Source organism: Olavius algarvensis spirochete endosymbiont, assembly GCA_900608495.1.
GTDB lineage: Bacteria > Spirochaetota > Spirochaetia > DSM-2461 > DSM-2461 > UBA2779.
This window is the reverse complement of sequence record UWYT01000014.1, coordinates 1-354: the sequence shown is the minus strand read 5'-3', so window position 1 is coordinate 354 and position 354 is coordinate 1. Positions and strand designations below refer to the sequence as shown.

1 protein-coding gene is annotated in these 354 nt (G+C 58.8%); it reads right to left on the bottom strand.

Annotation, left to right across the window (positions count from 1 at the left end; genetic code table 11):
- Window positions 1–354, bottom strand: a 354-nt coding sequence (locus S1OALGB6SA_RS00105) for an NHL repeat-containing protein (RefSeq protein WP_195910199.1), incomplete at both ends; no start/stop codon positions are given.

Here is a 354-nt window from a genome sequence, read left to right as displayed (position 1 = left end):
TACTGCCGGCAAAAATGCTTACCACCCCCGCAGGCGTGATTCTCCGGATGAGGTGATTGCCACTATCTGCCACATAGACATTGCCGAATGAGTCCACAGCCACTCCGGTGGGGTGGTAAAACTGCGCCGTGTTGCCGGCGCCATCCGCAAAACCCGGTGTGTCAGTACCGGCTATGGTGTTTACCACCCTCGCCGGCGTGATTTTCCGGATGCGGTGGTTGTTAACATCTGCCACATAGACATTGCCGGATGAGTCCACAGCCACTCCGAGGGGGCCGTAAAACTTTGCTGCGGTGGCGGTTCCATCCGCATGACCCCTTGTGCCTGTTCCGGCCAAGGTGCTTACCACCCCCG